This window comes from Jatrophihabitans sp. sgz311053 (assembly GCF_056135305.1).
Window position 1 is genome coordinate 161,242 of record NZ_JBWAXP010000002.1, and the last position, 26,393, is coordinate 187,634.

The 26,393-nt window shown below is 69.2% G+C and carries 44 protein-coding genes; 39 read left to right on the forward strand and 5 right to left on the reverse strand.

The genetic code is table 11. The features are described from left to right. Positions 1-287 precede the first annotated feature (287 nt). From AC0NZQ_RS09590 to AC0NZQ_RS09600, 3 genes are all read left to right on the forward strand, one after another. Entirely contained in the window at positions 288-1,517 is a 1,230-nt protein-coding gene (locus AC0NZQ_RS09590; RefSeq protein ID WP_474529590.1) for a CpaF family protein, read from the forward strand. Positions 1,518-1,662: 145 nt separating this feature from the next. Beyond that, complete coding sequence (locus AC0NZQ_RS09595; RefSeq protein WP_474529591.1) at positions 1,663-2,523, forward strand: type II secretion system F family protein; 861 nt, start codon at positions 1,663-1,665, stop codon at positions 2,521-2,523. Further along, complete coding sequence (locus AC0NZQ_RS09600) at positions 2,520-3,467, forward strand: type II secretion system F family protein (protein ID WP_474529592.1); 948 nt, start codon at positions 2,520-2,522, stop codon at positions 3,465-3,467. The genes AC0NZQ_RS09595 and AC0NZQ_RS09600 overlap by 4 nt, the downstream gene beginning before the upstream one ends. Positions 3,468-3,589: 122 nt before the next feature. Here AC0NZQ_RS09600 and AC0NZQ_RS09605 read toward each other — a convergent pair whose 3' ends face one another. The 5 genes from AC0NZQ_RS09605 to AC0NZQ_RS09625 all read right to left on the reverse strand — a co-directional run bounded on the left by AC0NZQ_RS09605 (position 3,590) and on the right by AC0NZQ_RS09625 (position 6,834). Beyond that, positions 3,590-5,101 (reverse strand): recombinase family protein, encoded by a 1,512-nt coding sequence (locus AC0NZQ_RS09605; protein ID WP_474529593.1) that lies wholly within the window; start codon positions 5,099-5,101, stop codon positions 3,590-3,592. 10 nt (positions 5,102-5,111) lie between these two features. Continuing rightward, positions 5,112-5,543 carry a hypothetical protein gene (locus AC0NZQ_RS09610; RefSeq protein WP_474529594.1) on the reverse strand — a complete coding sequence of 144 codons (432 nt, stop codon included), beginning with the start codon at positions 5,541-5,543 and terminating at the stop codon, positions 5,112-5,114. Between the two features lie 97 nt (positions 5,544-5,640). Continuing rightward, a complete protein-coding gene (locus AC0NZQ_RS09615; protein WP_474529595.1) occupies positions 5,641-5,928 on the reverse strand; it encodes a hypothetical protein in 288 nt (95 codons plus the stop codon). Continuing rightward, positions 5,925-6,374 carry an ImmA/IrrE family metallo-endopeptidase gene (locus AC0NZQ_RS09620; RefSeq protein ID WP_474529596.1) on the reverse strand — a complete coding sequence of 150 codons (450 nt, stop codon included), beginning with the start codon at positions 6,372-6,374 and terminating at the stop codon, positions 5,925-5,927. The genes AC0NZQ_RS09615 and AC0NZQ_RS09620 overlap by 4 nt, the downstream gene beginning before the upstream one ends. After that, a complete protein-coding gene (locus tag AC0NZQ_RS09625; RefSeq protein WP_474529597.1) occupies positions 6,355-6,834 on the reverse strand; it encodes a helix-turn-helix domain-containing protein in 480 nt (159 codons plus the stop codon). Before AC0NZQ_RS09625 ends, AC0NZQ_RS09620 begins: the two co-directional genes overlap by 20 nt. A 178-nt stretch (positions 6,835-7,012) precedes the next feature. Here AC0NZQ_RS09625 and AC0NZQ_RS09630 point away from each other — a divergent pair, with 178 nt between their 5' ends. From AC0NZQ_RS09630 to AC0NZQ_RS09805, 36 genes are all read left to right on the forward strand, one after another. Further along, positions 7,013-7,285: a helix-turn-helix domain-containing protein gene (locus AC0NZQ_RS09630; protein WP_474529598.1), complete on the forward strand. Its 273-nt coding sequence runs from the start codon at positions 7,013-7,015 to the stop codon at positions 7,283-7,285. Next, positions 7,282-7,770 (forward strand): hypothetical protein, encoded by a 489-nt coding sequence (locus tag AC0NZQ_RS09635; protein ID WP_474529599.1) that lies wholly within the window; start codon positions 7,282-7,284, stop codon positions 7,768-7,770. Before AC0NZQ_RS09630 ends, AC0NZQ_RS09635 begins: the two co-directional genes overlap by 4 nt. Beyond that, the gene (locus AC0NZQ_RS09640; RefSeq protein WP_474529600.1) at positions 7,767-7,967 is read left to right on the forward strand and encodes a hypothetical protein; all 201 of its coding nucleotides are present in this window, start codon (positions 7,767-7,769) and stop codon (positions 7,965-7,967) included. Before AC0NZQ_RS09635 ends, AC0NZQ_RS09640 begins: the two co-directional genes overlap by 4 nt. A 54-nt stretch (positions 7,968-8,021) precedes the next feature. After that, the gene (locus tag AC0NZQ_RS09645) at positions 8,022-8,360 is read left to right on the forward strand and encodes a hypothetical protein (RefSeq protein WP_474529601.1); all 339 of its coding nucleotides are present in this window, start codon (positions 8,022-8,024) and stop codon (positions 8,358-8,360) included. 127 nt (positions 8,361-8,487) lie between these two features. Beyond that, positions 8,488-8,847: a hypothetical protein gene (locus tag AC0NZQ_RS09650; RefSeq protein ID WP_474529602.1), complete on the forward strand. Its 360-nt coding sequence runs from the start codon at positions 8,488-8,490 to the stop codon at positions 8,845-8,847. A gap of 106 nt (positions 8,848-8,953) precedes the next feature. Beyond that, positions 8,954-9,142, forward strand: coding sequence for a hypothetical protein (locus tag AC0NZQ_RS09655; RefSeq protein ID WP_474529603.1), 189 nt, complete (start codon positions 8,954-8,956; stop codon positions 9,140-9,142). Beyond that, complete coding sequence (locus tag AC0NZQ_RS09660) at positions 9,139-10,017, forward strand: PD-(D/E)XK nuclease-like domain-containing protein (RefSeq protein WP_474529604.1); 879 nt, start codon at positions 9,139-9,141, stop codon at positions 10,015-10,017. Before AC0NZQ_RS09655 ends, AC0NZQ_RS09660 begins: the two co-directional genes overlap by 4 nt. 149 nt (positions 10,018-10,166) lie before the next feature. Then, positions 10,167-10,487: an AP2 domain-containing protein gene (locus AC0NZQ_RS09665; RefSeq protein ID WP_474529605.1), complete on the forward strand. Its 321-nt coding sequence runs from the start codon at positions 10,167-10,169 to the stop codon at positions 10,485-10,487. Continuing rightward, positions 10,484-11,356 carry a recombinase RecT gene (locus AC0NZQ_RS09670; RefSeq protein WP_474529606.1) on the forward strand — a complete coding sequence of 291 codons (873 nt, stop codon included), beginning with the start codon at positions 10,484-10,486 and terminating at the stop codon, positions 11,354-11,356. The genes AC0NZQ_RS09665 and AC0NZQ_RS09670 overlap by 4 nt, the downstream gene beginning before the upstream one ends. Then, a complete protein-coding gene (locus AC0NZQ_RS09675; protein WP_474529608.1) occupies positions 11,353-11,523 on the forward strand; it encodes a hypothetical protein in 171 nt (56 codons plus the stop codon). Before AC0NZQ_RS09670 ends, AC0NZQ_RS09675 begins: the two co-directional genes overlap by 4 nt. Continuing rightward, complete coding sequence (locus tag AC0NZQ_RS09680) at positions 11,520-12,206, forward strand: exonuclease domain-containing protein (protein ID WP_474529609.1); 687 nt, start codon at positions 11,520-11,522, stop codon at positions 12,204-12,206. The genes AC0NZQ_RS09675 and AC0NZQ_RS09680 overlap by 4 nt, the downstream gene beginning before the upstream one ends. Next, the gene (locus AC0NZQ_RS09685; RefSeq protein ID WP_474529610.1) at positions 12,203-12,505 is read left to right on the forward strand and encodes a hypothetical protein; all 303 of its coding nucleotides are present in this window, start codon (positions 12,203-12,205) and stop codon (positions 12,503-12,505) included. Before AC0NZQ_RS09680 ends, AC0NZQ_RS09685 begins: the two co-directional genes overlap by 4 nt. Further along, positions 12,502-13,014 (forward strand): WhiB family transcriptional regulator, encoded by a 513-nt coding sequence (locus AC0NZQ_RS09690; RefSeq protein ID WP_474529611.1) that lies wholly within the window; start codon positions 12,502-12,504, stop codon positions 13,012-13,014. Before AC0NZQ_RS09685 ends, AC0NZQ_RS09690 begins: the two co-directional genes overlap by 4 nt. Beyond that, entirely contained in the window at positions 13,011-13,262 is a 252-nt protein-coding gene (locus AC0NZQ_RS09695) for a hypothetical protein (protein ID WP_474529612.1), read from the forward strand. Before AC0NZQ_RS09690 ends, AC0NZQ_RS09695 begins: the two co-directional genes overlap by 4 nt. After that, positions 13,259-13,549, forward strand: a complete 291-nt coding sequence (locus AC0NZQ_RS09700; RefSeq protein WP_474529613.1) for a hypothetical protein — start codon at positions 13,259-13,261, stop codon at positions 13,547-13,549. The genes AC0NZQ_RS09695 and AC0NZQ_RS09700 overlap by 4 nt, the downstream gene beginning before the upstream one ends. After that, positions 13,546-14,352, forward strand: coding sequence for a hypothetical protein (locus AC0NZQ_RS09705; protein WP_474529614.1), 807 nt, complete (start codon positions 13,546-13,548; stop codon positions 14,350-14,352). Before AC0NZQ_RS09700 ends, AC0NZQ_RS09705 begins: the two co-directional genes overlap by 4 nt. Beyond that, positions 14,349-14,708 carry a hypothetical protein gene (locus AC0NZQ_RS09710; protein WP_474529615.1) on the forward strand — a complete coding sequence of 120 codons (360 nt, stop codon included), beginning with the start codon at positions 14,349-14,351 and terminating at the stop codon, positions 14,706-14,708. The genes AC0NZQ_RS09705 and AC0NZQ_RS09710 overlap by 4 nt, the downstream gene beginning before the upstream one ends. Next, positions 14,705-14,950, forward strand: a complete 246-nt coding sequence (locus AC0NZQ_RS09715; RefSeq protein WP_474529616.1) for a hypothetical protein — start codon at positions 14,705-14,707, stop codon at positions 14,948-14,950. Before AC0NZQ_RS09710 ends, AC0NZQ_RS09715 begins: the two co-directional genes overlap by 4 nt. After that, on the forward strand, positions 14,947-15,306 hold the full coding sequence (locus tag AC0NZQ_RS09720; RefSeq protein ID WP_474529617.1) for a DUF4406 domain-containing protein: 360 nt from the start codon (positions 14,947-14,949) through the stop codon (positions 15,304-15,306). The genes AC0NZQ_RS09715 and AC0NZQ_RS09720 overlap by 4 nt, the downstream gene beginning before the upstream one ends. A gap of 214 nt (positions 15,307-15,520) precedes the next feature. Next, positions 15,521-16,192, forward strand: a complete 672-nt coding sequence (locus AC0NZQ_RS09725) for a DNA cytosine methyltransferase (RefSeq protein WP_474529618.1) — start codon at positions 15,521-15,523, stop codon at positions 16,190-16,192. A 388-nt stretch (positions 16,193-16,580) separates the two neighbouring features. Further along, positions 16,581-16,754, forward strand: coding sequence for a hypothetical protein (locus tag AC0NZQ_RS09730; RefSeq protein ID WP_474529619.1), 174 nt, complete (start codon positions 16,581-16,583; stop codon positions 16,752-16,754). Between the two features lie 118 nt (positions 16,755-16,872). Then, a complete protein-coding gene (locus AC0NZQ_RS09735) occupies positions 16,873-17,091 on the forward strand; it encodes a hypothetical protein (protein ID WP_474529620.1) in 219 nt (72 codons plus the stop codon). Between the two features lie 187 nt (positions 17,092-17,278). Continuing rightward, positions 17,279-17,653 (forward strand): hypothetical protein, encoded by a 375-nt coding sequence (locus tag AC0NZQ_RS09740; protein ID WP_474529621.1) that lies wholly within the window; start codon positions 17,279-17,281, stop codon positions 17,651-17,653. Next, positions 17,650-18,213 carry a hypothetical protein gene (locus AC0NZQ_RS09745; protein ID WP_474529623.1) on the forward strand — a complete coding sequence of 188 codons (564 nt, stop codon included), beginning with the start codon at positions 17,650-17,652 and terminating at the stop codon, positions 18,211-18,213. Before AC0NZQ_RS09740 ends, AC0NZQ_RS09745 begins: the two co-directional genes overlap by 4 nt. 271 nt (positions 18,214-18,484) lie before the next feature. After that, positions 18,485-18,751 (forward strand): hypothetical protein, encoded by a 267-nt coding sequence (locus AC0NZQ_RS09750; protein ID WP_474529624.1) that lies wholly within the window; start codon positions 18,485-18,487, stop codon positions 18,749-18,751. Beyond that, positions 18,748-18,948 carry a hypothetical protein gene (locus AC0NZQ_RS09755; protein ID WP_474529625.1) on the forward strand — a complete coding sequence of 67 codons (201 nt, stop codon included), beginning with the start codon at positions 18,748-18,750 and terminating at the stop codon, positions 18,946-18,948. The genes AC0NZQ_RS09750 and AC0NZQ_RS09755 overlap by 4 nt, the downstream gene beginning before the upstream one ends. Further along, entirely contained in the window at positions 18,945-19,145 is a 201-nt protein-coding gene (locus AC0NZQ_RS09760) for a hypothetical protein (RefSeq protein WP_474529626.1), read from the forward strand. Before AC0NZQ_RS09755 ends, AC0NZQ_RS09760 begins: the two co-directional genes overlap by 4 nt. Before the next feature lie 25 nt (positions 19,146-19,170). Beyond that, positions 19,171-19,671 (forward strand): hypothetical protein, encoded by a 501-nt coding sequence (locus AC0NZQ_RS09765; protein WP_474529627.1) that lies wholly within the window; start codon positions 19,171-19,173, stop codon positions 19,669-19,671. Beyond that, entirely contained in the window at positions 19,668-19,802 is a 135-nt protein-coding gene (locus tag AC0NZQ_RS09770) for a hypothetical protein (RefSeq protein ID WP_474529628.1), read from the forward strand. Before AC0NZQ_RS09765 ends, AC0NZQ_RS09770 begins: the two co-directional genes overlap by 4 nt. Further along, on the forward strand, positions 19,799-20,746 hold the full coding sequence (locus AC0NZQ_RS09775; protein ID WP_474529629.1) for a hypothetical protein: 948 nt from the start codon (positions 19,799-19,801) through the stop codon (positions 20,744-20,746). Before AC0NZQ_RS09770 ends, AC0NZQ_RS09775 begins: the two co-directional genes overlap by 4 nt. Continuing rightward, a complete protein-coding gene (locus AC0NZQ_RS09780; protein ID WP_474529630.1) occupies positions 20,743-21,027 on the forward strand; it encodes a hypothetical protein in 285 nt (94 codons plus the stop codon). The genes AC0NZQ_RS09775 and AC0NZQ_RS09780 overlap by 4 nt, the downstream gene beginning before the upstream one ends. A 118-nt stretch (positions 21,028-21,145) precedes the next feature. Next, positions 21,146-21,856 (forward strand): hypothetical protein, encoded by a 711-nt coding sequence (locus AC0NZQ_RS09785; protein ID WP_474529631.1) that lies wholly within the window; start codon positions 21,146-21,148, stop codon positions 21,854-21,856. Between the two features lie 9 nt (positions 21,857-21,865). Then, positions 21,866-23,341, forward strand: coding sequence for a phage terminase large subunit (terL, locus tag AC0NZQ_RS09790; protein WP_474529632.1), 1,476 nt, complete (start codon positions 21,866-21,868; stop codon positions 23,339-23,341). Positions 23,342-23,360: 19 nt separating this feature from the next. Continuing rightward, entirely contained in the window at positions 23,361-24,653 is a 1,293-nt protein-coding gene (locus AC0NZQ_RS09795) for a phage portal protein family protein (protein WP_474529633.1), read from the forward strand. Then, complete coding sequence (locus tag AC0NZQ_RS09800; protein ID WP_474529634.1) at positions 24,650-26,032, forward strand: head maturation protease, ClpP-related; 1,383 nt, start codon at positions 24,650-24,652, stop codon at positions 26,030-26,032. Before AC0NZQ_RS09795 ends, AC0NZQ_RS09800 begins: the two co-directional genes overlap by 4 nt. Next, on the forward strand, positions 26,029-26,391 hold the full coding sequence (locus AC0NZQ_RS09805; protein ID WP_474529635.1) for a capsid cement protein: 363 nt from the start codon (positions 26,029-26,031) through the stop codon (positions 26,389-26,391). The genes AC0NZQ_RS09800 and AC0NZQ_RS09805 overlap by 4 nt, the downstream gene beginning before the upstream one ends. The last annotated feature ends 2 nt before the right edge of the window (positions 26,392-26,393 follow it).

Below are 26,393 nucleotides of genomic sequence, written 5' to 3' on the forward strand. Positions count from 1 at the left end.
CGCACCGCCCCTCGTATTCGCATGACTGGCCCTCACCACCCTCGGCGCGTGTGCCTCCTGCAGCAGCCCCATCAATCTGAGCGCCATGAGCCCCCAACGTCGCTGCCCGGCAGAACCCTACGTTTCGCAGGCGACAAGTTGGGTTTCGTGGCGCCACTTGGCGCGGCAGACCTCTGGTCGCGCATCGACGCGCCGCACGATTGTCCACAGGCCGAGACCGTTGGCGTGACCCGCTGCTCTGCCGCGCCCTACGATTTGCGTCTATCGGACATTCGGGAGGGTGTGGGATGACGTCGGCGGTGGCGATCGTCGAGGGTGAGGTGCGCGAGCTGGTTCGGCGGCGGGGGATCGATCCGATCGCCGAGCCCGAGGTGGTGGCGCGGCTCGTCGAGGAGGTGATCGGGGACTACCGCGATCGCTCCATCACCTCGGCGATGCCGCCGATGGGTGACGAGTCGGTGGCCGGTCGGGCCGTCCTCGATGCCGTGGCGGGGTTCGGGCCGCTGCAGCCGCTGCTGGACGACCCCGAGGTCGAGGAGATCTACATCAACGAGCCGGGCCGCGTCTTCGCGGCGCGGCGGGGTCGCTCGGAGCTGACCACCGTCATCCTCACCGCGGAGCAGGTGGCCGAGCTGGTGGAGCGGATGCTGCGTCCCACCGGCCGGCGGATTGACCTGAGCACGCCCTTCGTCGATGCGATGCTGCCCGACGGGTCGCGGCTTCATGTCGTGATTCCCAACATCACCCGCCGTCACATGGCGGTGAACATCCGCAAGTTCGCGGTCGGCTTGCGCGCGCTTGACGAGCTCGTCCGGGCCGGGTCGCTCACTGACCATGCCGCCCGCTTCCTCGACGCGTCCGTCGCAGCCGGGCTCAACATCCTCGTCGCCGGCGGTACCCAGGCCGGCAAGACGACCCTGCTCAATGCGCTCTGCGGAGCGATCCCGGCCCGCGAGCGGGTCGTGACCGTCGAGGAGGTCTTCGAGCTCAACGTCCGTCTGCCCGATGTCGTCGCCATGCAGACGCGGCAGGCCAACCTGGAGGGCACCGGGGAGATCCCGCTGCGTCGGCTCGTGAAAGAAGCCCTGCGGATGCGGCCGTCCCGGCTGATCGTCGGCGAGGTCCGCCAAGAGGAGTGCCTGGACCTGCTCATCGCCCTCAACAGTGGGCTGCCCGGCATGTGCACGCTGCACGCGAACTCCGCCCGCGAGGCGCTGGTGAAGATGTGCACGCTGCCGCTGCTCGCAGGCGAGAACGTCTCCGCCTCCTTCGTCGTGCCGACGGTGGCAGCCAGCGTGGATCTCGTCGTTCACCTCGGCATGGATGCCTCCGGTCGGCGTCGCGTCCGCGAGATCGTCGCCGTCACCGGGCGTGTGGAGGGCGATGTCATCGAGACGTCGGAGATCTACACGAGCCGTGACGGGCGCCTGGAGCGCTCGGACGGATATCCGCCCCACGCCGACCGTTTCCAGGCCGCGGGCATCGACCTGCCGCGGCTGCTCGCCCGTCCGGCCTGACGGTGAAACGGGGTCCGTCTCGGGACTATCCCGAATGGCGGGCCTCGGGGAGTTATCCACAGCTTGTCGACCCCCGGTTCGTGAAGCCGGGCATTTCCGCTTACGCTGCCTACGCATCGGACATTTCGGGAGGGGTGCGGTCGAAGTGGGCGCGCTGGTGGGGCTCATCGGTGGCTTGGGGCTGCTCCTGATCTGGCGCAGCGGTCCGCGGGCTCCCGAGCGCACCGGCTCGCGGACCTCCGGGTGGGTCGCCCGCCGACGTGACCTGCTGCGCCAGGCGGGCGTCGACGGGGTCGGACCCGGCCAGCTCGTCGCGGTCCAGATCATGACCGGCCTGCTCGCTGCTGTCGTGGTGATCGGGCTGACCCGCACCGTGACGGTGGCCGGTTGCTTCGGCGTCTTCGGCTTCGTGTTGCCGGTGGTCGTCGTCCGTCGGATGCGCAACCGCCGCCAGGGCGTGCTGCGCGAACTCTGGCCCGAAGCGATCGACAATCTCGCGTCCGCCGTCCGGGCCGGCATGTCGCTGCCCGAGGGGCTCTCGGCTCTCGCGGTGCATGGGCCCGCCGAGCTGCGGGCGCCGTTTGCCCGGTTTGCCGCGGGGTACCGGGCAACCGGTCGCTTCGGCGAGTGCCTGGACAGCCTGAAGGAGGATCTCAGCGACCCGGTGGGAGACCGTGTCTGCGAGACCGTCCGCGTCGCCCGAGAGGTCGGCGGCAGCGATTTCGGCACCGTGCTGCGGACGCTGTCGGAACTTTTGCGCGCCGACGCGCGAACGCGGTCGGAGCTGGAGACACGCCAGGGTTGGGTCGTCAACGCCGCGCGGCTGGCGGTGGCCGCACCATGGGTCGTCCTGCTGCTGCTCGGTACCCAGTCCGAGACGCTCACCGCGTACGACACCCCCGGTGGCACGCTGCTGCTGGTCATCGGCGCCGCCGTCTGCGTCGTCGCCTACCGGGTCATGCTGCACATCGGCAAGCTGCCCGAGGAACAGCGGGTGCTGCGATGAACGGACTCTGGCTGGTCGGCGCCGCGCTGGGGCTGCTCGCCGGGATCGGGGCCATAGTGGCGGTCCGCGCCACGCCGCCGATGCGTCCGATCCGGCTCGCCGACCGCATCGCACCGTACCTCGGGGACGCGCCGCCGCCGTCGCGACTGCTGGCCCGTCCCGAGGCGACGAGCGCGCCGTTCACGGTGCTGCGTCGCCTCTTCGGCCCGCTGCTCGGCGAGGCGGTCGACCTTCTCGACCGCGCGGTCGGGGGTGCGGCGTCGGTCCGGCGACGGCTGGCCGGACTCGGTGCGCACGCCACCGTCGAAGAGTTCCGGGTCGAGCAGGTTCTCTGGGGTCTCGCCGGGACCATCGGCGCCGCGCTGCTGGTCGCCGGCACCACGCTGGCCCATGGCGACCTCGATCCGTTCCTCGTCGTCCTGGCGGCTGTGGCCGGACTGCTGGCGGGCGTCCTCGGCCGCGACTGGTACCTCGGCAAGCAGCTCGAACGTCGCGAGCAAGCCATGCTAGCCGAGTTCCCCGTCGTCGCGGACCTGCTCGCGCTCTCGGTGGTCGCGGGGGAGTCGCCGGTCGACGCCCTGGACCGTGTCTGCCGGCTCACCGGTGGCGAGCTCGCTCGCGACCTGGACCGTGCCCTGGCCCGCGCCCGCTCCGGTGCCCCGGTGGCCAGGGCGCTCGCCGAGCTCGCCGAGCAGACGACGATGGAGGCTTTCGCGCGGTTCCTGCAGGGCCTCGTCGTCGCCATCGAGCGCGGCACCCCGCTGGCCGACGTGCTGCGTGCCCAGGCCGTCGACGTCCGCGAGACCGGCAAGCGAGCGCTGCTCGAGGCCGGCGGCCGCAAGGAGATCTCGATGATGGTGCCGGTGGTCTTCCTGATCTTGCCGGTGACTGTGTTGTTCGCGCTGTTCCCGGGCCTGCTGACGCTGACGTCGCTGGCGCGGTGACGCGACAGGGAGGAAGAGAAGAATGCAGATGATCACCGCGTGGCTGCTGGTCGTCCTCGCTCGGGTGCGTGGCGAGCGCGACCGCGGCGACGTGCCCGGTTGGGTGATGGTGACGGTCGTGACTAGGGCGTCTTCTCACCGCGGCGCGCGTCCCAGGACGGCCTGACTTCGACGTCGGCGCGCGGTCGCCCTGGCCGCACCAGTATGCGGCCTCCATCGCCCAGCAGCTTGCGCAGCACGTCGCGCCACGGCCCGATGAGCTCGGGGTCGTCGTCAGCCGCCGGCCAGTCCTCGAGGAGCTTGGCTGCGGCTGGGCCGGCGTCGGCGTGGCTGACCGTCTCGACGAGGCGGGCGTGCCGCGCGGCCAGGGCCTTCTGCTGCGCGAGGATCTCGTCGCGGGTGCGCTCGTACACCGACTCCGGCACCAGGCGGCGGGTGAGCTGCAGGGTGAGCGTGACGAGCTGCTCGTCGAGCCGGGTGATTTCTCGCGCAATCGCGTCGGCGTCCCGTTTCGCGAGCGACTGCCCAGGGGCGGCTTCGGCTCGTCGTTGCGCCGGGGCGTCGACCTCGGCGGCCACGTCCTCAAGCCATGTCCGCACCGCGGCCTCGACGGTTCCGGTGAGGACGTAGCCGCCGGCGTGCCTGCGCTCGGCGGCCGCGGCGAGGCACCGGTACTTCGGCTGCCGCTGCGACCCGAACTGGCCACCGCCCATCGATGATCCGCAGGGCTTGCCGTCGACGTCGGCCATGCAGCGCAGCAGGCCGGACAGCAGGTACTGCGAGCGCTCGGAGCGCCGGCGGGTGCGGCGCGCGGCTCGGGCGGCTTGGTATGCCGTCCAGAGCTTCTCGTCGATCACGGCGGTGTGTACGCCTGGCCGCATTTCGCCGCGGACGGTGATGAGGCCGGCGCCGAATCCCGAGTCAAGCACCCGGCGCAGCGTGGTCTGGGTCCACGGTCCTGGTCCGCGGGCGGAGTAGCCGGCCAGGGTGAGGTGGCCTTCGTCGTTGAGCCACCGCACCAGGGAGTAGACGGATTCGCCGGCGACGTAGCGGCGGTAGAGCGATGCCAGGACCGGCGCGAGCTCATCGTCGGGGTGGTGGCGGCCGTCGCGATAGACGTAGCCGAAGCGCGGCCGGCCGTTGGCAGGGAGCCCGCGGGCGACCCGGTGGGCATGCGCCTCGCGCCAGGTGTCGCCGATGCGTTCGGCCTCGAAGGCGGCCATCTCGGCGAGCATGCCGCGGGTGAAGCGGCCGGTGCTGGTGGATGCGTCGATCTGCTCGGTAGCGGACTCGATGCTGCCGCCGGCGGACTCGACCCGGTCCAGCGCGGTCGCCCACCGCAGCCTGTGCCGCGCGGTGCGGGAGTACTTCCACACCACCACGACGTCAACGCGGCCGGCCTCGACGAGCTCTACTGCCTCGTTGAGCCGCGGCCACCACGCCGAGCGGGCGCGCGAGCCGGACTCGTCGATGCCCTCGCGCCAGTTGGTGATGACGTATCCGCGCTGGACGCAGTAGTCGCTGATCGCCGTTCGCTGCACTTCTGGGCTGATCATGACGTCGCGCTCTTTCGAGACGCGGATCAGCCCAAGCGCGCGCCGCGGCGCGTCAGGAACAGGGGCGAGGCGGGGCATGGGTCAGCAACTACCTTGTCTGCACGCGTTGCAACAAAGCCTTGGTGTAGGCCGTCGCTCGCGCAGTCGCTGCTTGACCTTCAATCAGCAGCGCAGCCGCGATGAACCCGTCTTCCTCGCTTGCACTGAGCGCATCCCACTGTGAAGCGAAGGCCCCAGCTTTCTCGTACAGTGCTAGCGCTTCTAGGCGTGACTTGTCGTACTCATCAACCCCTGCCACGGGTAGGTCGAGGGCGTCACGCGCCGCGTGGGCAAGGGCGGCGCCTGCAGTGTTCAGGCGAATCAGGTTCGCCGAGGTCGCTTCGTGAGCAAAACCGGTCGTCGCTTCCACGAACCGATCGAAAAGGGCGGTGATTGCTGTGATTGCAGTCGCACCGTGCTGCTGGTTCCAGATAGCGATTCGCTTGGCAGATTCGATGTCGCGTTGGGTCGGTGTTCGCATCCTCAACTCGTCTCTTGATGGTAGGTTTCTGCGGCCCCGTCAGCCTGTACTGTCGTTTCCCCTGGGTTGGGTCACAGCATGGGCGAAATAGCTGAGATCATCCGAGCGCACGGACAAACTTATCTGCGGCCTTTCTTGCCCCTGCACCCCAGATATCGTCGCTCGCGCCCATGATCTTGATGACGCTGCCGCCGTCCGCTGGCATCACCGCGACGCGGATGCGTGCCCGCTGCAGGCCGTAGCGGATTCGTGCTGTCGCGGTCAGCGTGCGGGAGCTGTGCTCTTCCACGGTTCCCGCCGCGGCGAGCGCATCAAGCGCATCGCGAAACGTGTCGGCGGGAGGTGCGCTGTAGAACACCTCTCGGTTGGACTGGCCCAAGCTCATGCCGCTCCCTCTCTCATGGCTCGTGCGCGCCACAGCGGCCCGCGTTCGGTCGGATGCATCCAGCGCCACCTCATGGCGAGGACGTTGAGCGTGACTTCAAGTTCTTCGGCGATCTCGCGGGGGTCGTCGCACCAGCGGGCGACCTCGGCCAGCCGCTGGGGGTTGATCAGCCGCCGGGCGGCGAGACGGTCGGCGCCAGTCTCCTGCCGGCTGCCGAACCAGCACGACGTCGTGTTGAGGTCGCCGGTGTCCATGTGGGCGAGCTCGTGCGCGAGCGCGCAGCGGCGCTCGGCGCGGGTGATGTTTTCGTCGACGAGGACGATGCCTTCGGACGGCACCCAGGCCGCGTGGAGCGGGGCGATCGGGTGCCACTCGATGTGGACGGCCGGGTACCGCTCGGCGGCGTCGAACCAGGGGTCGTAGTCGTCACCTCTGTGCCTCGTCATCGAGCCGCCTCCGTATCGCGCGCGCCGTCTGTAGGGCGCTGAGTTTCGCTGCAGCGAGCACTTCTTCACGTTCTGCCGGGCCCAGCCCCTCAAGAGCCTCGGGGGGCATGCTCAGCAGCACGCCGTCATCTTGAGTACGAGGTACGACAGTTTCGGAGCCGGCGACGTAGCCAGCGACATAGCCGCCGGACTGGGTTGGCTCCTCGCCGCGGACGATCTGGTCGATGCCAGTGTCGGCCCAACCGAGCGCGGCGGAGATCATTCCGCGCCGCGCGGGCTGGGGCCAGCGCTTGCCGTTGAGGAAGTCGCCGACGGTGTCGAAGTCGACTCCGGCCTCGCGGGCAAGGTCACGAGGACTCATGCGACGACGGACGAGTTCGTCGTTGACGCGGGCTCGTGCTCGGTTCCGCGCTTCCTCGTCGGCTGCCATGGCTGGTGGGCTCCTGTTCTTCGGCTTCATGCGGCGAATGTTTCAAGAAACCCCAAGAAACAGCAAGCAGCCCTCGGCGTACAGCACGGCACCTTTGTCCCGAAATACCGCGGTGTAGTTACACCTGACGGCCCCGTGTGCCGTGGAATCTGACCTGTTTCCGTGAGATGCCTTGACGTGTTTCCGTGAGTTTCCTAGACTTCACGGCATGAAACAGCAGACCGAGCAGCGGCGAGTGCCGGACAACGCGGCACGAGTCGGCGCGACGCTCCGTGAGTTCCGCGAGATGCGCGGGTTCCGGCCGGACGAAGCGGCGAACGAGCTCGGCATCTCACGGCCACACCTCATGAACATCGAGGCCGGACGACGTCCCGTTACGCGGGTACTGCTCGCCTCGTTCGCGCGGGTCTACAACGTCCGCCAGGCGTCCATCGTCCCGGCCGGCTATTTCGCCGATGACGCCGAGCCGGTGTCGGCGTGACCGCCGACGACCGCTCGCTGGGCGAGCGCGTGGCGGACACCGTCTTGGACGACAACGGGTTCGAGACGGTCTACGCCGAGGTCGAACGTCGCATGTCCGCCGTCAGCGGCGACCTATTGCGCGAGCACCTTGAAGTTGCCCTCACTGCCCTCATAGCAGTGGTGGACGAGCGCCTCCGGCTACTCAGCCAGCGGCAGGTGCACGCGTTCCAACAGCAGATCAAGTCCGTCCGCGAGGACTTCTACCGCGCTCCAGAGGACGTCGAACTGCAGGCCCTGAATTCCTCCGAGGTAGGCCGCGGGATCGCTCGCGTCGAGCGCGTCAATGCGACTCCCGATCTCGTTGCTCAATTCGTCAATGCGGTTTCGCAGATCGCCCATGATTTCGCTCCTTCTCGTGATGGTGAAGGCAGCGTAGGTGCTCCCCGGCCGCAGACCCGCTGTCCCGTGGCCGGGGAGCCCCAAGAAGGCGGGGCGCGGTCGTGAGCACCACTCGTGAGGACTGCATCGCCGACGCCGCTGAGGCCTACGGCGCGATGCTCGCCGACCCCGTCATGCGGGAGCGGCTGCTCGCGGCTCGCGCTCGCCGCCGGGCTGCCGAGGCCACCGCACAGACCGCGGGCCCGTCCGTGAGCGCTCGGGGGAGCGCACGGCCGGCCCGGACCACCACCCACCGCAAGTAAGCAGCGGCGCCGGGCTTGGACCCCGACGCCGCTCCGATCGCCCCAGGAGGCGACATGACCATCATGCAGCACCCCACCGCGACACGGCAGCAGCCGACACCCGCAACCCACCCGCTCGTCGGCGCGATCCTCGCGCTCGCCGAGGCATGGGACGGTGACCTGAACGTCGAGCAGGCCGAGACCATCGCCGCGGGCATGGTCGGCCCTGCCCGGGTCGAGACCGTCGAGCACATCGCCGGTGTCCTCGCTGAGGCAGAGCGGGTTCAGGACGGCACGGCCGGGTACGCGGTCCACAGCCGCGTCGACATGGTCGACGGCCTCCGCTCGGACGCGAAGTGGAAGGCGCAGCTGCTCGCCGAGCAGGTCCGCATCGACCGGGCCGGTGCCGCGTGAGCCCCCTGTCTTACGCGGAGCAGCAGGTGATCGGTGTCGTGCTGATCGTCGCCGCGTTGCTGTTCGTGGCTGTGGTTCTGGCGTGGGGTTCCCGCTCCGACCGGAAGCAGCGGCGAGGTGGTCACCGATGAGCGCCCCGAAGGCCGGCCCGAATGCCGGGGACCGGGTCCGGGTCGAGTACGAGGGTCTCGTCTCGGCGCTACCGGGAAGCTGCGACGACGCTTACCTGATCATCCTGCCGGACGGCGCACAGGTCGGTGCGTTCGCTCAGCACCTGACCGTCGTAGCCCCAGTGATAGAGCGCGGTGCTGTTCTCAACGAGGGCAACTTCAACCGGCTTCCCCCCGCATCACTGGCGTGCCGCGACGGCAGCAGCGGCGTCCTCATTTTCGACGGAGTGTGCTGGCGCACGTCGGCCGACCACCCCGCCTCGGCATCGATGGTCTACGGCGCCAAGGTCCTCCGCATCGGTGGCGAGACCCGATGACCCTCACCTCGTTCCTGGCCCGGACTGCTGCCGCCACCATCGGCGCGGTCGCCGTCATCGTCATCATCTGGAACACCGCCGACCAGCACCGCCGGGGGTGGGCGTCATGACCAGCCTCGCGCAGCTGAACTGGCGGGACGTCGCGCACGAGACGGCCGCCGCCGCAGCCTGCCCAACCGACACCAGCCACCGCGACGCGGCGCCTGTCGCCGTCCGTGCGGTCCCGCTGGACGTGCCGTCCGAGTGGGACACCCCACCCGGCCGGAACCCGTTCCCGAGCGAGGTGCCGTGGTGACCGCCGCACCCACACTCCCGGCGACAGGGTGGGCCGGCCCCGGCGTCTACGACCTCACCGCCACCGACTACCACGCCGACACCCTCGCCCCCGGCGGGTCCCTGTCGTCCACCGGCGCCCGCCGCCTGCTGCCCCCGTCCTGCCCGGCCCTGTTCCGGTACGAGCAGGACAACCCGCGCCCGCCGACGAAGGCCCTCGACACCGGGTCGGTCGCTCACGACGAGCTGCTCGGCGGCGGCCCCGAGGTCGTCCGCGTCGAGGCCGACAACTGGCTCACCAAGGCCGCGAAGCAGCAGCGCGACGAAGCCCGAGCCCGCGGGGCCGTCCCAATCCTCGCCGCCGACCACGACGAGGTGAAGGCCATGGTCGCGGCCGTCCGGGCGCACCCCGTCGCCGGCCGCCTCTTCGAACCCGGCACCGGCACCGCCGAACAGTCCCTCTACTGGACCGACGACACCACCGGCATCACCCGCCGCGCCCGACTCGACTGGATCAAGCACCGCCCCGGCCGCCGCACCCTCGTCGCCGACCTCAAGACCGCCCGCTCCGCCGAGACCGACAAGTTCGCCCGCTCCGCCATGGACTTCGGCTACCACCAGCAGGCCCCGTGGTACCTCGACGGCGTCCGCGCCCTCGACCTCGGCGACGACCCGCAGTTCGTGTTCGTCGCCATCGAGAAGCAGCCCCCGTACCTCGTGAACGTCATCCAGCTCGACGTCACCGCCATGCGCATCGGCGCCCACCTCAACCGCCGCGCCATCGCCACCTATGCCGAGTGCATGCGCACGGGAGAGTGGCCGGGCTACTCCCGCGACGTCGAGCTTGCCTCACTTCCGGCGTGGTACGAGAGGCAGTTCGAGGACGTGAGCGTGTGACTCGCCAAATCCCGCTCTCTCGCGGCCTTGTCGCCCTAGTCGATGACGCCGACGAAGACCGTGTCCTCGCCGCCGGGCCATGGCACGCCTACCGCAGTGGTCGAACCTGGTACGCGCGGCACAGCATCTCGTCGTCCAAGCAGATCGTCATGCACCGGCTCATCACCGGCTGGCAGCTCGTCGATCACATCAACGGCAACGGGCTGGACAACCGCAGCGCGAACCTACGTCGGGCGACTCACGCGCAGAACATCCGCGCGAGTCGCACGCCGCGTGGCGCGTCGGGCTACCGCGGGGTTTGCCGCCGACCGAGCGGCCGCTGGGCCGCTCAGATCACGGTCGACGGTAAGTCCATCTGCCTCGGCACCTTTGACACCACCTTGCAGGCCGCGCGCGCCTACGACGCCGCTGCCCTCGCCTACTTCGGCGATTTCGCTCGCCCCAACTTCCCGCAGGAGACCGCGTCATGACCCAGATCGCCACCCGCAACGAGCAGGGCGACCAGCCCACCGTCGGCCAGTTCATCTCCCGCCTGCAGCCGGAGATCGCCCGTGCCCTCCCGCGCGGCATGGACGCTGACCGCATCGCCCGTCTCGCGCTGACCTGCGTGCGTCAGGATCCGGCCCTCGGCCGCTGCGTCCCCGCCTCGTTCGCCGGCGCGCTGCTCACCGCCGCCGCGCTCGGTCTCGAGCCCGGCGTCAACGGCGAGGCGTACCTCGTCGCCTACAAGAACGAGTGCACGCTGATCGTCGGCTATCAGGGCCTCGCGAAGCTGTTCTGGAACCACCCGCTCGCCGCGCACCTCGACGCGCAGGCCGTCCACGAGAACGACGAGTTCGACTACTGGTACGGCGTCAACGCCGACCTGCGGCACAAGCCCGCCAAGGGCGACCGCGGCAAGATCACCCACTACTGGGCCGCGGCCCGCCTGAAGTCCGGCGCGTCGGCGTTCGTGGTCCTCACCGTCGACGAGGTGAAGGCGCTCCGCGGCGGGAAGTCCGGCCCGTCCGGCCGCATCCCGGACCCGATGCACTGGATGGAGCGCAAGACCGCGGTGCGGCAGCTGTTCAAGCTGCTCCCCAAGACGACCACGTTCGTCGCTGCGGTCGAGGTCGACAACCAGTCGGGGTCGCTGCTCGCTGACCGGGGTGTGCCGCAGGGCATCAGCGACGGCGCGGTCCCGGCCCTGCCGCCGGTTATCGAGCGTGAGGCGGGGCAGGACGACGGCCGGGTCACGGCGAACGAGATCACCGGCGAGGTCATCGACCCGTGCCCGGTGTGCAACGCCGGCGAGGGCCAGCCCCACGACGACGCTCTGCACGCGGAGGCTGGGGTATGAGCGCCGAGGAGGGCAACCGCGTCTGGCTGGCCTACTACGGCGACTGGTCCGGATTCGCCGTATTCGACAGGGAGATCGACGCACTGAGGTACGCCGTCGGCAAGTCGATGGACGTCATGCCCATCGAGTACGGCGCTGACATCCGCGAACAGGCGCGTGACGCATGACCTGGCAGGACGGTCCACTGTTCGCGTGGGACCTCGAGACCACCTCGCCGGACCCCGACGACGCACGCATCGTCACCGGCACCGCCGTCTGGATCAACGGCGCCCAGACCGAAGACCGCGCCTGGCTCGTCAACCCCGGCATCGACATCCCCGACGCCGCAGCCGCCATCCACGGCATCACCACCGACATCGCCCAAGCCAACGGCACCAACCCCGCCAGCGCCGCCGTCGAGATCTGGTTCGAGATCTGCGACGCCTGGCGCACCGGCCGCCCCGTCATCGGCTTCAACCTCGCCTACGACTTCACCGTCCTCGACCGCGAACTCCGCCGCCACGACGTCGGCGCCGTCACCATCGGCGGACCCATCATCGACGGCCACGTCATCGACAAGCACGTCGACCCCTACCGCCGCGGGAAGCGCACCCTCACCGCCACCTGCGAGCACTACGGCGTCCGCCTCGACGCCGCCCACGACTCCACCGAAGACGCCAAGGCCGCCGCCCGCCTCGCGTGGCGGCTCGCGAACCTCCACCCCAACCTCCTCGGCGACCTCACCCAGGTCAACGACCTGCAAGCCGCGTGGCGCGCCGGCCAGGCGGCGTCACTGCAGGACTACTTCCGCCGCCAGGGCAAACCCGACACCGTCGACCCCTCCTGGCCCCTCCGGCAGGCCGTCGCATGACCGCCGAGATCGACGACACCGGCCCGGACTGGACCGCCGGCCGCGCCCTCATCGAGAAGCTCGCCCGCACCGGCCAGTCGTTCACCGCCAACGACTGCCGCACCCAGCTCCGCGAGTACGGCTTCTCCCGCTTCACCTCTGGCGTGCTGTTCCGGCAGGCACAGGACGACAAGATCATCCGCCGCATCGGGGTCGACGTCTCCAGCGACAAGCCCTCCCACGGCGCCTTCGTCCGCCGCTGGATCGGCACCCAACACGGCGCCCTCCACACACTCATCCCCACCCAGGACACCCCATGACCTACACCACCGACACCGTCATCACCCGCCGGCAGCCCACCACCATCGCCCCCCAGTACGACCTCCGACCCGCACCCTGGACCGAGCAGGCCGCCTGCGCCAACGTCGACGACCCCGACGTCTTCTACCCCCTCAGCCGCCACGACACCGTCGCCGCCAAAGCCATCTGCATCGACTGCCCCATCGTCGAGCAGTGCCTCACCGCCGCCCTCGACGCCGGCGAAACCCACGGCGTGTGGGGCGGCCTCGACCCCGACGAACGCCGTCAGCTCGCACGGAAGCAGCCACGGCGCCCGGCACGCCCGGCCAGCGCACAGGAACGCATCGAGCAGGTCCGGCGCCTCGCCCGCCGCGGCGTCTCCGACCCCGACATCGCCGCCGCGCTGAAGATGAGCCCGAAGAGCATCTGCGGGCTCCGCGGCCGTCACGGCATCCCCAGCGGCCACAAGCTCGGCCAGGGCATCGTCGGCGAGCGGGAATCCCGCGGCCACACCAGGCGGACCGCATGACCACCGCGACCGAGACTGTGCTCGACGAGCGCACCCGCAACGAATTGCAGCCGCCCTGCGAGGATCCGCGCTGCTCAGGGGTGGCCTCAAACGTCTTGCGTTTCGAGCCCGTCTGTGAGCACGCCGTGATCTTGCTCTGCGATGCGCACACAAACGTCATGCTGCGCTTTGCGTCTCTCAGCGATCACTGGGAGTGCAAGCGCTGTGGAGCTGTCGCGAAGTTGATCAGCGTGGAGCCGCTGCGATGACCCAGCCGGCCGACACCAGCCTCCGGGACTTCACCAGCGCCCTGCCATGGCGGCTCCGCGACGCACTCCGCCTAGACCCCCAGACCGTCCCCGTCATCCGCGAAGCCCTCGACCACGCTGCCAGCCCCGCCGACCTCGCCCGCACCGTCAGCGCCGGCATCACCCGCGCCTACGCCAACCCCTGGCCCCTGCTCTGGCGACGCATCCGCGCCGCCGCCGGACACGACGTCAACAGCAGCGACGTCAACAGCAGCGAGCCACCAGCCGAGGAGGCGCCCAGCCAATGACCCGCGTGTTCCTGCCCCTCGACGTCGACTTCGACGACGACGAGAAAGTAGCCCGCCTCGCCCGCTACACCCGACCCGGCGAAGCCCGCGCCTGCCGCGACCTCCTCGTCGCAATGTGGCGGTACTGCAAGCGCGAGAAGTCCGACGGCCACGTCCCCGCCGAAGTCGTCGGGAAGCTCGTCTACCCCGACACCCCCCGCATCGGGAAGCGCGACGCCGACCGGCTCGTCGACGTCGGCCTCGCCGAGCACACCGACGACGGCTACCACCTTCCCGGCTACCTCAAGCGAAACAAGTCCCGAGCCCAGCTCGAGGCCGAAGCCGAGGTCAAGGCAGCCGCCGGCCGCAAGGGCGGAAAACGAAGCGGACAGGTTCGCCGCTCCGAAGCACCCAGCCAAGCAAACACCGAAGCAGAACGAAGCAGCGTGCTTCGGACGTCCGAAGCCATAGACATAGACATAGACATAGACACAGACAGAGACAACAGCGGTACTTCCGAAGAGGGAGACCGTTACGAAACGCTCCCCCCGCCCGACGCCACGCAGCCCCCACCAGCCACCCCCGCCGACGCCCGCTGCACCACCCACCGAGGCAACCCCGACCCCGGCCCCTGCCGCGGCTGCCAAGCCGCCCGCGAACGCGCCGAAAAACGCGCCGACCGCGACCAAGAACGCGCCGCCCGCCTCGAAGCCGACGCCATCCGCAACTGCCCCGACTGCGGCGGCACCGGCTGGCTCGAGGACCCCCACACCCGAGAACCAGCCGGCCGCTGCACCCACACCAACACCCGGAGAACCGCATGACCGGATCCCAGAAACGCAAGGGCGACCGGGCCGAACGCGAAGCCGCCACCCTCATCGCCGACCACCTCGGCTACCCCGTCCGCCGCAAACTCGGCGCCGGCCGCACCGACGACGAAGGCGACCTCGACGGCATCCCCGACACCGTCGTCCAGGTCGCCGACTGGGCCGACAAGACCCGCGCGCTCCGCGTCAAGCCGCTCGAGGCCGAGCAGCAACGCTGCAACGCCGGCGCCACCCACGCCGCCACCCTCCTCCGCCTCCACGGTGGCGACTACCGCGTCGTCCTCACCATCGCCCAGTGGGCAGCGCTCGTCCGCGACGCCCTCCCTCTCGACACCAGGAAGGCCCAGCGATGAGCGACAAGTACACCGAGATCAGCACGCGCCACGGCGGCATCGGAGTATGGGGTTGGGCCGAACCAGCCGAGGCCATCAACCAGCTACAGGCGCACTACGAAGCGGTCGCACGAGAAGCTGCAGCCGTTCTGAACGAGATCACCGCCGGCCAGGTGCAGGTCTTCCACCAGTACGGGCCTTATGCGGGCCGCCAACGCCGTCAAGTGCATCCTGCTGCTGACACCGGGGAGGCCACGCGATGAGCAGCACGATCTACATCAGCGGCCCGATCAAAGGCGTCACCAATGCGCGGAAGCGTTTCGCCATGGCAGCCGTGCGCCTAGAGGCCGACGGCTTCACCGCGGTCAACCCCTTCCACTGCGACCCAATCTGCCTGCCCGAATGCGGGCCCATCAGCGAGGACGAGACGCGGCACTACGACTGCTACATGCGAGGAGACCTCGCCGCGATGATGGCCTGCACCGGCGTCGCCCTCCTGCCCGGATGGGAGCAGTCCAAAGGCGCGATGCTGGAGTGCTTCACCGCCAGGCAGGTCGGAATACCGGTCCGCACCCTCGAAGCCTGGCTCGCTGCTGCTGACACCGGGGCCGGGACATGAGCAGCGACGATGTTCGAGACCTACTGCACGAGATTTGGCTCGCGGTCCACGTAGAGCGGTCCGAGACCGGTGCCGTGGACAGCTTCTACGCCGGTGTAATCCGGGCCGAGAACGCAATCGCTGACGTCGCGGAGTCACACGGCATCGGCTGGTGCCAACTCCGTCAGCCGTCGTCGCCGGCGGCTGACGGTGACCTGTCGAACAGGGAACAGGCATGAGCGGGCGGCCGAGACTGCTGGACGCTTTCTGCTGCGCTGGCGGCGCAACGAAAGGCTACGAGCGCGCCGGGTTCGATGTCGTCGGCGTTGACCTGTCTCCACAGCCGAACTACTGCGGCAGCGAGTTCATGCAGACCGACGCGGTGCAATTCATCCGCGATCACGGGCACGAGTTCGACGCTATCCACGCGTCGCCGCCGTGCCAGTCGTACAGCGGCATGACGAACTGCCGTCCCGGTGTAGGAGAGACCTACCCGGCCTTGATCGACGTGACCCGGTTCGAGCTTCAGCGCATCGGCAAACCGTGGGTGATGGAGAACGTGCTCGGTTCGGGACTGCCGCACCAGGATGATCTGTTGGGCGCGTCGGGTCTGATGTTGTGCGGCGCGATGTTCGGTCGTGCGCTCTACCGACATCGCCTATTCGAGACGTCCTTCTCAGTGACTGCTCCGCCGCATCCGAGGCACTTGGTTCCAGCGAGCAAGGCCGGCCATTGGAAACCCGGAACCGTCATCTCAGTGGCGGGGAACTGCTACCCGGTGGCGCTCGCTCGCGAGGTGATGGAGATCGACTGGACGAACCGCAACGAGCTGGCTGAGGCCATCCCGCCGTATTTCACCGAGCACATTGGCGAGCAGCTGCTTGAGCAGTTGGCGGTGGCTGCGTGATGGGTGTGTCGGGTGTGGCTGGACGAGACGGAGGACGGATGGACAATGACAGAGAAATTCTTAGCCGCCGGCTGAATCTAGCCGCAGCCGAGTCTGCTCGACTCCGCTCCGCGCTGCACCGCTACATCACCGACGCGCAGCTGCGTGGGGACGTGGAGGACGAACGACGCCTGCGGGACATCCTGGCCCGCTCGGCGCCTCACTGGGATGAGCAGGGTCAGCTAATTCTCGAACACGAGAGCTTGAAGGCCTATCGGGAGGCTCGCCGCTTCGCTCAGCAGATGCGGGACGCGGCCGACTACTTCCGAACCCCCACGCCGCACCGCAAGTCACGGCGTGGGGCCCGAAGGTAACCGCGGGTGTGGCTGGACGAGACGGAGACACGGCGGTGATCGCCGGGCAACTCCCGTCGGGGCCGGGGTTTGCGACGGAGATTGCCCGCGACGTGATCGTGCTGCGTGTCGGCAACCGCGTCTGTATCGCCGCTCCGCAGTGGCTCGACATCAACCAGGCCGCGCGGATTGCGGCATCTCTCAACCGACTTATCGAGGAGGCGTCGTGACGGGTTTGCTGCTCGCGGTTTATGCGCGGACGTGCGAAAATAGAGACAGCCCCGGCGGTGCTGGAAACACCAACCGGGGCCTAACCCACCACTCGCGCACACGAGAAGGGGGCTGGCGATGACGCTACCCAACGAACGACCCACTACGGGCATCAGGCCCGACTGGGACGCTCGCGACAGCTATCTGCTGGGCACGCGAGCAATCGATCACGGCAACTGCACCCAGGGATCATCCGGCGCCTGGTACCCCAACTTCGGTTCAGGTGTCGAAATCTTCGGCTGGGCACATGAACATCAGAGCGCCGCCGCGGCTCGTCGTGCCGAGGTGTCGTCGTGACTGCGCAGCCAGAACAGAACGTGGGAGCCGGCGTCATGACCGGCCTGTGCCCCCGCTGCGGCGAGCCGACCGGTCCCTGCCGCTGGTGTCCCGAGGACAACGTGTGCGAGGTGTGCGGCTGCCCGAGTGGCCCGCACTGCGACGACGACTGCCCTGCCGACTGCATGGCCGACCACCGAGGAGAGTCATGACCGGCCTGGACCTCGACCGCATCGAACAGCAGGCAGCAGCAGCCACCCGCGGGCCGTGGGTTCGCAGCATCGGGGAGGGCGGCATGGTCTTCGTCGGCGCCCCTGACCCACTGGATGTGCATGTCGCGCAGACCGAGCTTTCCGGTATCGAGTCTGCGATTGAGGACGCTGACTTCATCGCTGCGGCCCGTACCGACGTCCCCGCCTTGGTCGCTGCGTTGCGCGCGGTCTTGGCGCTGCACCGCCCGGTGTCGGTGGCCACGGTCGGAGGCACTGACCAGATGTGCGCCGAATGTCAGCGACCGCCGACACGCTACGACGAGACCACCTGGCCGTGCGCTACTGCTCTCGCTGCCGGGGTGTCGTCGTGACCGGGGTGGACCGTGACGGGCTCCGATCAAAGGTCGCAGCCGCAGTAGCGGCTGACCTCGAACGCCACGACGTCACGAACATCGTGGCCGAGTCCCTAGAGATCGCAACGATCATCGAGCCGGCGATCGGCGCGCTGGCCGCTGCTGTGGCTCGTGCTGAGAGCGCCGAGCAACTGTTGCGCGACGCCAACAGCTCGTGCGAGGCCTTGGAGGCGCGAGCCAAGCAGAACGCCGATCAGGCCTACGCCGCCCTGTCCCGTGCTGAGCGTGCCGAAGGGGAAGCGCGGGAGCTGCGAGAACGGCTGAACTGGGCCGAGAACGAGGTAGATACCGCGCAGGGCGAGGCTGACGAGGCCCGCGCCCAACTCGCCAAGATCGATGCCCTCCTATCTGCGGCGTTGCTGGGGTCGACACCGGAGCACAGGCGTATGACCTTCGTCCGCGACGCCCGAGACCTCGCTGGGTATCCCTCGTCACCCGACACCACGGAGGCGGACGCTGCAACCCGAGTTGCAGGAACTTCCAACTCCGCACCCGACACCACGGAGGCGACGGGATGAGCGAGGTCCAAGTGCAATGCACAACTGATCAGCTTCTCGCGTTGCGTGCGCTGCAAGCGCTCGACGAGCGGCACATCACGCGGAACGTGGTTGCATACCGAACCGGGCTCAAAGCCGCTGCGGCTGGCGCCCTACTGGCTCAGCTTGAACACCTCGGCCTGGCCGAGTCCAAGTGGGCGATCTCCTGCGGTAGACACGTGCACGCCTACGCGCGAACCGAAGCCGGAACAGCCGTCCTCGCCTCGTCACCCGACACCACGGAGACGACGGGATGAGCGAGCCGAGCATGGTTACCGAGTTCATCGCCTGCGACGCGGTCTGGTCTCACGGCCTGGACGAGCCGGCGCCGGGGGTGCGCGTGGTGGGTTCAGTCGATCGGCCTGGCTTCTTTGGATTGCAGATTCGCCTGCCGGACGGCCAGGTCGCGACGGCGCGCCTATCGCCGGAGGACGTGGCCGAGCTTCATCGCCAGGCGACGGCGACGCAGCTCCACGGCTTCTACGGAGACGAGACCCGCGAGAACGGAGACAGACGATGAGCGGCGACAAGACCGTGAGTCACACCGACTGGCGAACGGTTCGCTTGCCAGACGGTCGCCTTGTCGAATGCATGGACGTGCAGATCGCAGCGGTGGAGGCGCCCGATCTGGTGTTGGACGTGACCGTGTCAATCGATGGGGCGCTGCAGACGCTGCAGGTACGCATCGACCCCGAGGCTGGCGGTGAGCAGCGATGAGCGGGGTACTGGCGCTGCTGCTGCTCCTGGGCGTCGTCGCGGTCATCACAACGATGGGCTGCACCCTCTCGTACCGGCAGGGGCTTGTCCATGGCCGGGAGCGTGAGCGGGACGACCAGTGGGACCGAGAGCACGGCGTCCGGCGCGACCCTGACGACTACGGCCACGTGTGCCGTCGCAGCGATGTGGCGGGGTGAGCAGCATGGGTGAGGCGACCGACCCGTGGTGGTGGCTGTCTCTCGCCTGCCTGGCCGCGCAGTACGTGCTTCTGTTCCTCGGCGCACGGCGGGGTGGTTCCCGGTGAGCGACCCGAGAAGCGACGAGGCGGGCGGCCTCGACGAGGCATTGCGCGAGCTCGACACGATCAATGCCGCTGTCCGTCGATTCCGCTCGGTCTACGCCCCGGACGAGCCCACCGACTGGCACGCCGAGCTGCGTCGGCTCGACTCGATCGGCTTCGTAGCTATGCGAGACGCGGCTACCGCAGCGATGTGGATGCTGATCGCAACCGAAGCTCAGCGTGACGATCTTGCTTCCCGGTTGGCGGTGGCAGAAGCATGCATCGCCAACTTGACGAAGCTCGCGAACAACGTCATCGACGTTCACGAGCACGTCGTTATGGACACGCCCGAGGACCGCGAACTCCATGACAGGGCGATCGCCACGTTCCGGCGGTACCTCGCCGCTGCTCTCGCCTCAGCCCAGAAGGAGAACACCGAATGACCTGGCTCTGGTTGCTCATCGTCGCGTTCCTCTCCGCCAGCCACATCACCGTCGGGCGGCTCGGCGAGCGCACCGGCTACCTCCAAGGATTCAAGGACGGCCTGCGGGCCCGCGAAGGAGACTCGACGTGAGCTGCCTCGTTCCTGACTGCCAGCGGCCGACGGAGCTCCACCTCTGCGGCCACCACACCAGCGAGGTCGAGACCGCGCTCGGTGACCTGCCCGCGCTGCTCGCCGAGCTCACCGTGACCGCGTCACGGCAGGCCCGCACCTACCGTGCCGGGCGGCGTGCTGCGGCGCCGGACGAGGACTGGCGCGGCGCGACGTTGGCGTTGAAGCCGAACCCGCTCCCGGTGGACTTGACCGCGTCGGACTTGCACCGCGAGACCATCGATGAGCTGCTCAGGTTGGCGTGCCTGGTCGGGGCGGACGAGGTCAGCTCCCGCACGGTGGTCGGGTGGCTGCTGTCGAACATGCGGGAGGTGCGCCGTTCCCCGGACGCTGCCGAGGTCCACGACCGCATCGTGTGGCATCGCTGGCGGATCGAGCGGGTGATCGACCGGTCCCCGTCGCGGGTGTTCGCCGGCCCCTGCCACGCCACCATCGTCGACGAGGTCAGCGAGGACCGCGACGGCACGAAGTGGATCGTCCCCGTGCAGCGACGCTGCGACCGCGACCTCTACGCCCCCGGACGCGTCTTCGACGCCGACTGGCTCGCCACGAAGATCACCGAAGGCCGCGACGTCACCATCACCTGCGACGGCTGGGCACCCGACGGGCAACGCGACGGCTGCGGCACCGTCCACGACGTCGCCGAACGCGAAGAATGGCTCACCGCCTCGCTCGAAGGGGCGCTGGTGCCGCTCGCCCCGTTGCGGGCGTTCGCGCAACGCGTCCTGAAGCTTACCTGGCCGCCGGCGTCCACTGTCCGGTCGTGGATCTACCACCGGCGGCTCGAGGTCCGCGCCGTCGACAAGACCGGTGCCGAGCTGTTCGACGCGCGGCAGCTGCTCGACCTGGTGGAGGCGTACCGTCCGCACGAGTACCCGAAGGACCGAGCACGGAGGGCGTCATGACTGAGCTCCTTGAGCTGTGGCGCCAGGACACCCCGTTACCGCTCAACGGCAGTCCGTTCACGATCGATCGTGCCGATCCCGTCATGCGCGTCACATCGGGGCTGCTGCAAGAGCTGGAGCAGCTCGCCGAGGCGGGAAGTTGGCATCCCTACGCGAGGTACGTGTCGCTGGAAGACGACGTTCTCACGATCCGTGCAAGGAATCGCACCGTCGTCTACGTCATTGAGCGCGACCAATACGACGCCACAAACAGTACGTACCGCGCCCACTGGCCTGACTGATACTGGCGGGAACCGTGACCGTCGTGGTATCAATTAGCGGTCTGGGTGTGTTCGTCATGCCCAGGGACCCCGACCAGGTGTCAGCTGGCCGGGGTTTCGCCGTTCCAGGGAGTGCGTGATGGCGAACCCACGCTCCCAACGTGCCCGCGGTGACGACGTCCCCGTCTGCCAGTCCTGCCGCCAGCAGCACATCGGCCGGAACGGGCTGCAAACCTGCACCAGCCACGTCACCCACGACCGCGACGGGTACGTCCCCGGCCAGGACCGGCCGCTGCTGGACGAGCCGCGGCCGTGCGGCAGGTTCCCGATGCGCGGCCAGGACGTGTGCCCCGTCCACGGCGGCGCCGCACCAGCCAACCGAGCAGCAGGGGAGCGCCGCGTGGCCGAACAGCAGGCTGAACGCGTCCTCCGACGCTTCGGCGAGCCCATCGACACCAACCCCACCGACGCGCTCCTCGACGCGGTGAAGTGGACCGCCGGGTACGTCTCCTGGCTGCGGGACAAGGTCGCCGGCGTCGACACCGACGACGATCTCGTGTGGGGCCGCACGAAGGAGAAGACCGGCGGCGACGACGCCGGCACCACCGACGAGGCCAAGCCGAACGCGTGGCTCGCGTTGCTCGGTGAGTGGCATGACCGGCTCGTGAAGATCTGCGCCGAAGCGATCAAGGCCGGTATCGAAGAGCGCCGTGTCCGCCTCGCGGAAGAGCAGGGCGCGCTCGTCGCCGACGTGATCCGCAAGATCCTCGACGACCTCAACCTCACCCCGGAGCAGGCATCGAAGGCCGGGACGGTCGTGCCGCTCCGTTTGAGGGCGCTCGCCAGCTAGGAGACCAGGATGGCCGACTGGTGGGAGTACGCCGCCCGGTCGTTCGAGCCGGCCCCGCGCCGCTTCGCCACGCCCGGCGAGCTCGCCCGACACTGCGACCCCCTCACCCGGCAGACCGCCCCGCTCGACCTCATCGACCGGGCCGTGGTCAACGTCTTCGACCGCCGCACCACCAAGCAGCAGATCTACGCGCCACCCCAGATCGGCAAGTCCCAGCGGGTGTCACGGTGGACGCCGCTATGGATGCTGACCTGCGACCCCACCACCCGCATCGTCATCGTCTCTGCCGAGAAAGAACTCGCCGTCCGCTGGGGACGGCAGATCAAACGCGACCTCGAGGCCAACGCTGACCTCGGCCTCACCCTGAAGGCCGACTCGCAGGCCGCCGGCCGATGGGAAACCGCTCAGGGCGGCGGGCTCTACTGCACCGGCATCGGCGCAGGCACCACCGGCCGTCCCATCGACGTCCTGATCATCGACGACCCGTTCAAGGACCGCGCCTCTGCCGAGTCGAAGACTATCCGGGACCGGGCGTGGGACTTCTGGGAGAACGACGGCGGAGTCCGCGCCCGCCGCACCATCCTGATGAACACCCGCTGGCACGTCGACGATCTGTCCGGCCGGCTGCTTGAGCGGGAACCGGGCCAGTGGACGGTGCTGTCGATGCCGGCGCTCGCCGAGAACGACGATCCGCTCGGCCGCGAACCGGGGCAGGAGATCGCGTCGGCGAACCCGGACCTGCACCCGCCCGGCTACTACGCGGCCAAGCAGAAGACGACGTCGCCTTACGTGTGGTCGTCGCTGTACCAGCAGCGGCCCACCGCGGCGGAGGGCGGCATCTTCAAACGCGGCGACTGGCGTTACTGGGAGCCGTTCACCGACTCCGGCCGGCAGATGCTGCGGCTCGAGGGTGACAGCTTCGACCTGGCCGACTGCTCACGGTTCATCACCATCGACCTCGCCACCTCGATTAAGACATCTGCGGACTACACCGTCGCCGCTGCGTGGGCGATCACGATCTCCGGTGATCTGGTGCTGCTCGACCGGCGCCGCGACCGGGTGCCCGAGCTGGACCACGCCGCGTTCCTCGCGCCGCTGCGGCAACGCTGGCTCGGGATGTACGACGTCGTCCACATCGAGGCGGCGTCGTTCGGGACGACCCTCACGCACGCGCTCGGCCGCAGCAACGTCCCGATCTCAAAGCTGACCCCGGACAAGGACAAGCTCACCAGGGCACTCGCCGCGGCCGGGTTGGTGCGGCAGCACAAGGTGTGGCTCCCGAACGGTGCCGAGTGGCTCGACACGTGGCTCGACGAGCACGCCGACTTCCCGAACGTGGCCCACGACGACCAGGTCGACGTCATGGCCTACGCCGCCCGCGTCGCCATCGCCCACTGGCTTCCGATGCAGACGGCCCTCGAAGAGCAGGCGCAGCGCCCTGTGCATGACCCCGACGACGTCGACTTCCTGACCGCAGCGTTCTGACCCCTGAGGAGGCGGACCGATGGCCGAGCCTGCCTCCCTCAGCGGCTACCTCGACGACGCTGTTCTCGCCCCGGACATCTTCGGCGTGGCGATGGACCTCGTCCTCGAAGCCAACCCCGACCTCACTCACCCCAAGTCGGTCGAGACGTTCGCCAAGATGCGGCACGACCCCCAGATCGCCGCCGTCCTGCGCGCCTACTACCTCGCCATCACCCGCGCCCGCTGGTCTATCGACGGGTCAGGTTGCCGCGACGAAGTCACGGCCCGCATCGCCGATGACCTCGGCCTGCCGATCAAGGGTGTGGACCCCGAGCCGAAAGGCGCACGTCGACGCGGGTTCACCTGGGCCGAACACCTACGTGTCGCCCTGTCGCTGTCGACCGTGTTCGGTCACGCCCCGTTCGCGCAGCAGTGGAACGACGAGAACGGCGCGTGGCGGCTCGGCATGGTCCAGGAGCGGATGCCGCAGACCATCAGTGCGCTGCGGCTGAACCCGGACGGCACCCTGAAGGCCGCCGAACAGGGCCTGGGCATGGCCGGGAAGCCAGTCCAGATGCAGACGGCCAACCACGAGCTGATCTGGTACGCCCGCGAGCGAGAGGGCAGCAACTACTTCGGCCGATCCATGATCCGTGAGGCCTACGCACCGTGGCTGATGAAGACCGACGCGTTGCGCCGACACGCCACCGCCATCCAACGGTTCTCGATGGGCGTCCCCGGATTCGAGCCGATGCCGGGCGCGAGCATCACACCGCAGCAGGAAGCCGCTGCGCAGCGCGCCCTGTCAACGCTGCAGGCCACGTCTCGGTCGCACATCGTTCCGCCGCCCGGCTACCGGTACACGCTCACCGGCATGACCGGGTCCGTGCCGGACGCTCCCGCGTTCGTGAACATGCTCGACCGCTACATCACCCGCGCCACCCTGACTTCGATCCTGGACATGGCCACCGCCGAGCGCGGTAACCGGTCCCTCGGTGAGACGGTCATGGACCTCATGGTCTACGCGCAGCAGGCCGAGGCTGACCGCATCGCCCAAGACGGCACGCAGCAGATCGTCGTACCGCTGGTGGATGCCAATTGGGGCGACTCGGAGTCGGCGCCGCAGATCGTGTGCGAGGACGTGGGCGCGGACGTTCAGCTCACCGCGGAAGACATCAACTGGCTGATGCAGTACGGCGGCCTCAGGGGCGACCAGCCAGCCCGCGACTGGATCCGCAACCGGTACGGCATCCCCGACGAGGACCCGAACGACCCGGCGAACCAGCCGGTCCCGACCGATCCGACCACAGGCACACCGACGGAGGCGCAGTGACCGAGCACGAGATCGTGCCGCAGTACCGCTACCGCGGTTCAGTGCGGCCGTCCGCCGAGGTGTCACGCCCGGTCGCGATCCACCGACACGCCGCCCGAGCGGAAGCGGCCGGCAGCGTTCCCACCGGCGGCGGCACAGACGCAGCGAGCAGCTCGGCCACGCTGGACATCTTCGACGTGATTGACAGCTACGGCGGCTGGTGGGGCATCTCCTCCCACGACGTCGACGCCGCCCTGGCCGAGATCGGCGCCGTCGACACCCTCTACGTTCGCGTGAACTCGCCCGGCGGTGAGGCCACCGAAGGCGTCGCCATCGCCAACCTCCTCCGCGCCTACCCCGGCGACGTCCGCGTCACCGTCTACGGCATGGCCGCCTCGGCGGCCTCCATCATTGCCGTCGCCGGCAGCACCCTGTCGATGGCGCCCGGCAGCGTGCTGATGGTCCACGACGCGTCCGGATTCGCCTACGGCGACGTCGTTGCGATGCAGGCCGGCCTCAACATGCTCAACGCCATCAGTGACAGCTACGCCAGCCTCTACGCCCTCAAGGCTGGCGGCACCGCCGAGCAGTGGCGGGCCGTCATGCGCGACACCACCTGGTACACGCCCGACGCCGCTGTGACCGCCAAGCTCGCCGACCGCGTCGGCCTGGACCCGATGCTGCCGGCCAACCTGCCGCAGCCTGAGGACGAGCCCGACGAGACCGACGACAGCACCGTCATTGAGATCGACATCGAGCTCAACCCCGCCGCCCGCGCCGCCGCCCGCCGCTTCGACCTCGCCTTGCTCCCGGCCGCTTCAGCCCGCGCCGCCGCGCCCCAGACCCCGGCCACCCCGCCGGTAGCCCCATCCACCGATCCCAAGGAGGCCGACGCCATGTCGGACACCCTGCTCGACGGGCTGCGCAAGCAGCTCGGGCTCTCGGACGACGCGGACGAGGCCACCGTGCTCGCCGCGAACGCCGAGGCCCTCAACGAGAAGGCGGAGCCCGAGCCGGCTCCCGCCACGGCCCAGATCCCTGCAGGCATGACGCTGGTCGACACCCAGCAGTGGGAGGACGTCAAGACCATGGCCGCCAAGGGCGCCGCCGCGTCCGCCCGCCAGTCCGCCGAGGACCGCGACGCCACCATCGCCAAGGCCATCACCGACGGCAAGCTCTCCCGCAACCCCGAGAACGTCGCCAAGCTCAAGGCCGACTGGGACAACGACCCCGAGCTGACCGCCCGGCGCATCGCCGACATGGCCGTTCTCTACCCGGTCGCGAAGAGCGCCCCCGGCACCGCCGGAGCCGAGAGCTCGGTCACCGCCGAGCCGTTCACCGACGACGAGGCCGACGCCCTCGGCGCCCTCGCCGGCCTGCCGAAGGGAGCGCTCCGATGAGCCAGTACCTGCCCCGCTACCTGCCGGGCGACCAGATCCCGCTCACCGCGTCCGCACCGCTGGCCGGTGGCCAGCTCGTCACCTGGGCCGGTGCCGTCGCCGGTGACGCCCAGGTCGGCGTGGCCGGCGTGATCGGACCCGACGTCGCCGTCGGACAGGTCGGCACCGTCTACCGCGTCGGCGTCCATATCGGCACCGCCAGCGGCACCATCGCCGTCGGCGACCCGCTCTGCGCCGCCGCGAACGGCAGCGTCCGGAAGTGGGTCACCGGCACCGACCCGGTGGCCGCGTTCATCGCGACCGCCTGCTCGGCCGCCTCGAACGGCCAGTCCGTCACCTACGCCCTGAACGGAGTCTGACC